Raw genomic sequence first — 7,482 nt, 5'->3', positions numbered from 1 at the left:
TAACTCCACCACGTAAAGAAGCATCTGTTGCTGTTTAATACCTTAGATTATTCATACTTTTGCTAAGTCTCTGATTAACTCAGCCCTGCTGGGTCATTTTGTATAGCTTAGTCTAAACTCCAGTAGACCCATATCACCACGCAATCTGTCAATTTCTAAATCTGTGCGATCAGCACTGTAGCTCTGAGGTTTAGTTTTAAAGTTTTTGAGTATAACTTTCAGTTTAGGAATTAAGCGTTTTATTAATAAATATTCTAATTGGTATAAATATGCGGCAGTGAACATCCAAATCATAAACCAACGTTGACTTAAAAAATCATTGTTTTCAATACTGTAAAAAACTACCTTTGTTGCGCGTCCTGTTAAATGCCCCGTACAACCATTAAAATATTCCGGTATTTTATTGTACAAATTGCAACTATAAAAAGCTAATTCCGAAAAGATAGTTAGGATTAGCAAAAAAGATAATCCCATAACGATTGTGCCATAGAAACCTGCCCATAAACTATTCAAAGTAGGTATCCATTTAGGTAATTTATTAGATGATCTAGGCTTTTGCCAAATAAACCAGAAAATATGGTATATAAAGGCTAATAAAATCGTTGGTATTAATAAGCCGAATAAAATAGAAAATATTAATAATATAGGGCTGTTGCCGAGAAGTGATATAAATACTCCGGCCAATCCAAAGACTATTAAACGTGCGCCAGGAAATGCTATGGGAACTAGAATAATCGCCCTAAACCAAGAACTAGGATAAGGAAACCAAACTGGCCATATTTGAGAGAGTGTTTCGTATTTTCCCTGTTTAGCTAGTTCTAAAATACTGGAATTTTTTTTAATCTCCTCATTCTCAGGAGTCAAATTTAAATAATCTATCCAAGCTACTGAGGTTTGTCCTTTGCCTTTCCCATAAATTTTTACGGACTTAATAGGTGTAGCTTCTAACTTTATTATTAGTTTACGAATAAAAGTGACTGATGATTTTTGCTCCGGTACTTGAAAGGATTCTAGCATTATCTGTAAGCAACCATCTTTCAAGAGTACTTTCGCAGTAATATTTTTTGGTTGCAAAAGGTAATTGATTACTGATGCGATCGCCTGTGCATCTCCTTGTTTAGCAAGTTCTAAAAGACTTGGCTGTGTCATAACCAATAAATCCGAAAAACTGAGATAACGTCTTCTATCTCAGGGTTCCCTATTTTCAGGTAAAAACAACATTTTCAAAATTTTTGAATTTTTATAGTTAAAACCTACTTGAATTTATTATATTTCTTGCGAACAAACCAATTTTAGAATATTTTCCTGCGCCTCTCAAAATTAAATAATTAGCGTTCCTTTATAATCACAGAGCTACCATTAGTAATACTTACTTTTTGAATAAAAACCTCAGAGCAAGATGATAAAATATCAGTGCTTATTTGATTAGCAATAAATTCAAAATCTTGGTTTGTTAATCTCTGTGCGGTATCGCCGCTTAAGTTAATACAAATAGTTAGAGTTTGAGGATTACTAGAAGAGTGTTCATCATCTACTGCTTCTAGTTCAGCTTCTGCTATGCCTAAATTAAACTCTTTACTCCAAGCTGGAAACTCCTTACCAGTTTGTTGTCCGTAAACTTTCACTATTTCAATAGATGCAGACCCTAAAGCGGTTAACCCTTTGCGGATAAATGGAAGTAAAATTTGCTGATTTAGTACTTGGGCAGATTCTAGTATTACCTCCAAGCAAGCATCTTGGAAGGCAACCTGTGCATTGATTCCTTTGGGGTGTAGGTGGCGGTTCATCAGAGATGCGATCGCCTGCGTGTCTCCCTGTCTTGCAAGTTCCAGAATATTCGGCTGTGTCATAACCAATAACCCTGAGATAATATCTTCTATCTCAGGATTCCCCATTTACACCTAAAAGCAACATTTTCAGAAATTTTCAAGCCCTATATTTAAAATTTACTTGGATTTATTAAGTAGGTAAGCGAGAATAAAACAATTATGTAAATCAACCTAAAGCTAATAAAATGACGCCTTTATTATTACAAATCTATTCTAAGTCCATCAGCATCAAAAACTACTTTTTGTTTTCTGTGCTTGCCAAATTACTAGGATTAATATTAATTAATGGCACCGAACCATTACCACCAATTACCATTGGAAAACGACCATCCCATTTTTCTATTGCTTGTTTTTGCAATAACTCTGGTGTTAGAGTTAACCGCTGCAATCTTTGCGCTTCCGCTTGACCTTTAGCGCGGTTGACTTCTGCTTGAGCTTCTTGAGTCGCCTTCTGAGCAATAAATTCTGCCTGTTTAGCCTCTTGTTCAGCTATTTGTTTGGATTCAATAGCTCTGCCAAACTCTGGAGAAAATGCAAAATTTACCAGAGAGACATCATCTATTATCAAACCGTAAGCTGCCAAACGAGTTTTAAGAAATCTATCAATTTCTTCTTTAAGTTCCGTTCTCTTGGTGATGATTTCTTCTGCTGTTTTTCTAGAGGTGGCTGCTTTCAAAACCTCAGATACAGCCGGAGTGATTATTCCTGTAATGATTTGTTCTTGATCGCCAACTTGTTGAAAAACTTTATTTACTCGGCTGGGATCAACGTGCCAGTTGACAGCAAGTTCTGTTGTGATTTTCTGGAGGTCTTTGGAAGCAGCATCAGATTGGAAAGTGTTTTGTTGCACGCGCACAGTCAATCTTTTTACTGTTGTGACAATCGGCATTATTGGGTGAATGCCTTCATCTAAAATCTGATCTTGGACTTTGCCAAACTTCATGATAACGCCCCGTTCGCCTGCATTAACAATAGTAAAAGGGCGGAGAATCATTGCCAAAATTAATAAACCTATTCCTCCGGCAAGATAAAAGCTATATTTTAAGGTATTACCAGTATTACTGCTATTGTTACGCATATTTGTTTAATTAAATTAAGTTATATATCACTAGATACACCGTCGCCATTAACCATTTCGGAATATAACACCTTTTTATTCCAACTTTAAATATGAAGATTTATCGAGATCATGCTTGGCCCTCGACGCTGGAAGAAGCCATCGTTATCCAAGAAAAGCTGCGCGATCAAGTAATTACTGAGGATCAACTGCAAGAACCTATCCAGTACGTTGCTGGAGTAGATATGGGTTTTGAAGCTGATGGAACCATTAGCCGTGCAGCTGTGGCAGTACTGAGTTTTCCTGATTTGCAAGTAATCGAGACAAGCCTAGCACACCGTCCTACAACCTTTCCTTATGTTCCTGGGTTCCTCTCATTTCGGGAAATTCCAGCTGTCCTCGATGCCTTGGAAAAGATTAAAACAACACCAGATATCATCCTGTGTGATGGTCAAGGAATTGCCCATCCCCGCAGATTAGGTATAGCTAGCCATTTAGGGTTACTTATAGATATGCCGACAATTGGTGTAGCTAAGTCGTTGTTGGTAGGTAAGTATGAGGAATTGGCAGAAACAAAAGGCAGCAGACAACCACTTATATATAAAGGTGAAACGGTTGGGGCAGTTTTGCGATCGCGCACAGGAGTAAAACCTCTGTACATCTCCAGTGGCCATCGAGTTAGTTTACCTACGGCGATTAACTATGTATTACGCTGCACGCCCAAATATCGCCTGCCAGAAACGACGCGCATTGCTGATAAATTAGCATCGGATAGATAAAGCTTATTGAAGTTTTTTCTAAATACTTGCTTGCACCGACTCAATCGTGTTAGGAATCGCACAGAAAGAAGTTGAAGTAGCTAAATACGATTTACGAAGTTAGAACAATGAACGCACTAACTTTACAATGGCACGATGCAGGCCAAGATAAAACTCAGAACATTTACGAACAACAGCCAAGTAAAAATCTTGGTACTGTCCGCATCGGTCGTGATCCACTCCGGTGCGATATTGTTCTGAGTCACCCTACTGTCTCTGGTTTACACGTTGAAATATTTTTTCATCACCAGCAACAGCGCTTTTATATTAGGAATTTGCGATCGCAAAATCCCCCCCTTGTCGATGGACGGCAATTAATCCAAGGTGAAATGCCTTTAACTCAGGGCACTAGTATCACTTTGGGACAAATAAAACTCAACGTTACTAGCGTTTCCACGGGTAGCATTCCAGCAACAATTTTGCTGCCACCCCATCCACCACTACATATCGGACATCACCAGTATTCACCAACACCCCCGGCACCACCGCCAGGAGTTTATGGCTTAGAATGCCCCAAATGTCATAAAGTTTGCCCAGGAGAGAATCTACAAATTGGTTGTCATTGGTGTGGGACATCTTTAGCTGCGGCTGTGAGTGTGTTGGTAGCAGGGAATTAGGGAGTGGGGAGTGGGGAGTGGGGAGTGGGCGAGGCAGGGGGAGCAGGGGAGGCAGGGGAGGCAGGGGAAGAATTTCTAACTCTTGACCAATGACTAATAGACCTCTTGCATAAATTAAAAATAGGACTTACGCAGAAAACCTCTCAAACTCTTATTCCTCCGTGTCCTCTGCGTCCTCTGTGGTTCGATTTTCCGTTCCTTGTGCGTAAGTCCTGAAAAATAAGAACCCCACCCCGACAATCGTCGCTTTGTCTCCCCTCCTGCTTGCGGGGAGGGGTTGGGGGTGGGGTGTTAGGGACTTTTGGAAGAGGTCTAATGAGCAATGACAAATGCCCAATGACAAATGACTAATGACTAATGACTAATGACAAATGAACAAATCCAATTGAGTTGGGAAGAACCAGCGACGGGTGAACGGCGAGAACCAAGGTTGAATATGCCGATCGCTTTTGGTCGAGAATTCGCTCGCTTACCTGCTGAAGTTAGGGGAGTGCGCGTTTCTCGGATGCTGCTTAACAGTAACGAAGTTTCTCGCTACCATGCCCTAATTGACTGGGAACAAGACCATCTAGTAGTGATTGACCAAGGCAGCGTTAACGGTATATATGTCAACGGTCAACCACAAACGCGCAGTGTTCTGGCTAATGGCGATACGTTGCAAATTGGCCCCTATTTAATAACAGTGACATTTGCTGTTAACGTACCCGCACCAGATACCAGCCCTCCTTCAACGATTCATTTCAACGCAAATACCAATCTTCCAGACCCTACCTTGCCTGTAGCCCAGCCGCTAACGCCCTTGACGAGTAATTTCCCGCCGCTAGCGTTTCAGGCTCAGAAAGTCGCTGTGCAAGCACTTCATGCTACAGGATTGCCAGTAGATGAATCTGATTATCTAGCGATCGGGGCGGGACTGGGTAGCTTTGTTTGGGCTGATTTGCTGCGAATTAGTGGTGTGCGTGCTGACAAAATTGTGGCTTTGGGATTAGAGTCGGAACCCTATGCTCGTTACAAGCGCCTTTGTTTGAATTCGCAAATTCCCTTATATGAAAGACTGCGCTCTAATTCTGACTCTTGTCCTGATAATATTTGGGGCTGGCCTAGTTATGCCTTGCGTGAGGCTTGGCACGATTGCAGCAAGGGACAGATGAAATCAGCATTCAAGTATTTGTGGCAAGTGTTTGCTGAACCAACATTTGCAGAAACTTATACTCCTCGTGCGGGTAACGTCTTTGATTCCCTAGACAGGGAAGCGAAGCGCATTGGCTGGAATCAAATTTATCGCTATGGGCGAGTTAGGGGAATTCGCAAAACTGATGACGGTAGATATTGTATAGCCTATTCTCGCGCCCCAGGAAATTATGCTTTTTTAGTTAGTCGTTATTTACATTTAGCTACTGGGTATCCAGCAATTCAGTTTCTCCCAGATTTGCAAGCTTATAGAGAAAAATATCAAGACTTTAAATCTGTCGTCAATGCTTATGAAGCACACGATCATGTTTATGAGCAACTAGAGCTACAAGGTGGTACGGTGTTGATTCGGGGGCGGGGAATTGTGGCTTCGCGGATTGTGCAACGGATTTATGAAGCAAGAAAAAGAAATCGGAATATTGCAGTTTTGCATTTAATGCGATCGCCTAAACCTCAAGGCAACAAATTTCAAAATACCCAGCGCCTAGTCAAAAATCATTACGAATTTCAACCCTTTAATTGGCCGAAAGCCTGTTGGGGCGGCGAACTCCGGGCAATGTTAGAAAAAGCGACTCCCGATGAACGCAAGCGTTTACTAGCAGACTGGGGTGGAACTACCACCGCCGACCGCCAAGACTGGCAGCAAATTACTGCCCAAGGGTTAAGCGAAGGCTGGTATCAAATTACCTTCGGTGAGGTGCTGGATGTAGAACGAGATGCCCAAAACCGGACTATTACCCATATCCGAGAACAAAGCTTTGGGGAAATGAAATTGCTAGCTGACTTTATTGTTGATGCTACTGGATTGGATGCCAAGGTAGATGCCAATCCCCTCATATCAGATTTGGTGAAACATTACAACCTCCCAGTGAATCATCTGGGGCGGTTGACTGTAGCGAACAATTTTGAATTAGTAGAAATGCGTAGTGATAGAGGTCAAATGTATGCTGCGGGGGCTATTACTTTAGGTGGGCCTTATGCAGCAGTTGATAGTTTTTTGGGCTTGCAATACGCTGCATTAGTCGCTGTTGATGGACTCGCCGCCGCTCGTGCGCCTGGAGTTCAAAGGTTGAATGTTCTAAGTTCCTTTGGGCAGTGGTTGAAGTGGGTGTTAAATCAGTCACCTTAGTTTAAGAAGGCAGAAAGCAGGAGGAATACAGTATTTAACTAGCTGTTTTGAGTACCAAATTCCAAATTTAAGGTTCAAAGGCTCAACGTTCGAGTAAAAAGGCTCAACGTTCGAGTAAAAAGGTGCAACGTTCGAGTAAAAAGGTGCAACGTTCGAGTAAAAAGGTGCAACGTTCGAGTAAAAAGGCTCAACGTTCGAGTAAAAAGGTGCAACGTTCGAGTACAAAGGCTCAACGTTCGAGTAAAAAGGTGCAACGTTCAGGCTCAAAGGCTCAACGTCGAGGTTCAAAGGCTCAACGTCGAGGTTCAAAGGCTCAACGTCGAGGTTCAAAGGCTCAACGTCGAGGTTCAAAGGCTCAACGTCGAGGTTCAAAGGCTCAAAAGCTCAAGTGACGGGCGATACCTTCAGTGAGCTTTCCTGTAGAACGCTGCGCGAACGCTAACACAGAATTCTTGCTCTGTGATATGGTGAGTACTTAGCCAAGATTTTAGTGAAATCAATAGCCCGCCTGCGATTCAAATCGCAGGCTAACAGCATAAGTCAGCCGCCCAAAAGCTTACCCCTTCATGACCAAACCCCGACATGAATTATGAAAGCAGTTACAAACTGCTTAATCAAAGGGGTTTCAGCTTTTCTTAGTGCCATTCGAGTCAGAAGGCTAGTATCTTTTGTAGGGGTTTAGCACTGCTCATTGGTGTCAACTTAAGCTAAAAGTATAGCTATAGCCATGAAGATTAGGACGTAGACTATAAGAGTTCCAATTGCGTCTACCCCATTTCAATGGCCAAAGCAAGAGAGTGATGATTTCCGGCAAAAAGTCATGCAAGCGATTGAGTTGGAC

Annotated in this window: 7 protein-coding genes; 4 read left to right on the top strand and 3 right to left on the bottom strand. The window is 41.7% G+C overall.

Annotation, left to right across the window (positions count from 1 at the left end; genetic code table 11):
* Positions 1 to 93 precede the first annotated feature (93 nt).
* The 3 genes from LC653_RS43730 to LC653_RS43720 all read right to left on the bottom strand — a co-directional run bounded on the left by LC653_RS43730 (position 94) and on the right by LC653_RS43720 (position 2,907).
* Positions 94 to 1,149, bottom strand: coding sequence for a hypothetical protein (locus LC653_RS43730; protein ID WP_229501504.1), 1,056 nt, complete (start codon positions 1,147 to 1,149; stop codon positions 94 to 96).
* A gap of 179 nt (positions 1,150 to 1,328) precedes the next feature.
* Positions 1,329 to 1,850 (bottom strand): hypothetical protein, encoded by a 522-nt coding sequence (locus LC653_RS43725; protein WP_229501503.1) that lies wholly within the window; start codon positions 1,848 to 1,850, stop codon positions 1,329 to 1,331.
* Positions 1,851 to 2,064: 214 nt separating this feature from the next.
* Positions 2,065 to 2,907 carry a prohibitin family protein gene (locus LC653_RS43720; protein ID WP_229501502.1) on the bottom strand — a complete coding sequence of 281 codons (843 nt, stop codon included), beginning with the start codon at positions 2,905 to 2,907 and terminating at the stop codon, positions 2,065 to 2,067.
* A 92-nt stretch (positions 2,908 to 2,999) separates the two neighbouring features.
* On the opposite strand from LC653_RS43720, the gene nfi reads away from it, so the two are divergent.
* From nfi to LC653_RS43700, 4 genes are all read left to right on the top strand, one after another.
* Positions 3,000 to 3,665, top strand: a complete 666-nt coding sequence (nfi, locus tag LC653_RS43715; protein ID WP_229501501.1) for a deoxyribonuclease V — start codon at positions 3,000 to 3,002, stop codon at positions 3,663 to 3,665.
* 107 nt (positions 3,666 to 3,772) lie between these two features.
* Complete coding sequence (locus LC653_RS43710; protein ID WP_229501500.1) at positions 3,773 to 4,321, top strand: FHA domain-containing protein; 549 nt, start codon at positions 3,773 to 3,775, stop codon at positions 4,319 to 4,321.
* Between the two features lie 364 nt (positions 4,322 to 4,685).
* Positions 4,686 to 6,641 (top strand): FHA domain-containing protein, encoded by a 1,956-nt coding sequence (locus LC653_RS43705; protein WP_229501499.1) that lies wholly within the window; start codon positions 4,686 to 4,688, stop codon positions 6,639 to 6,641.
* A 122-nt stretch (positions 6,642 to 6,763) separates the two neighbouring features.
* Positions 6,764 to 7,033, top strand: a complete 270-nt coding sequence (locus tag LC653_RS43700) for a hypothetical protein (protein WP_229501498.1) — start codon at positions 6,764 to 6,766, stop codon at positions 7,031 to 7,033.
* Positions 7,034 to 7,482 lie beyond the last annotated feature (449 nt).

Source organism: Nostoc mirabile CHAB5784 (assembly GCF_020829645.1).
Lineage (GTDB): Bacteria > Cyanobacteriota > Cyanobacteriia > Cyanobacteriales > Nostocaceae > Nostoc > Nostoc mirabile.
The sequence above is the reverse complement of the archived record's forward strand: the minus strand, read 5'-3'. Positions and strand labels throughout refer to the sequence as shown.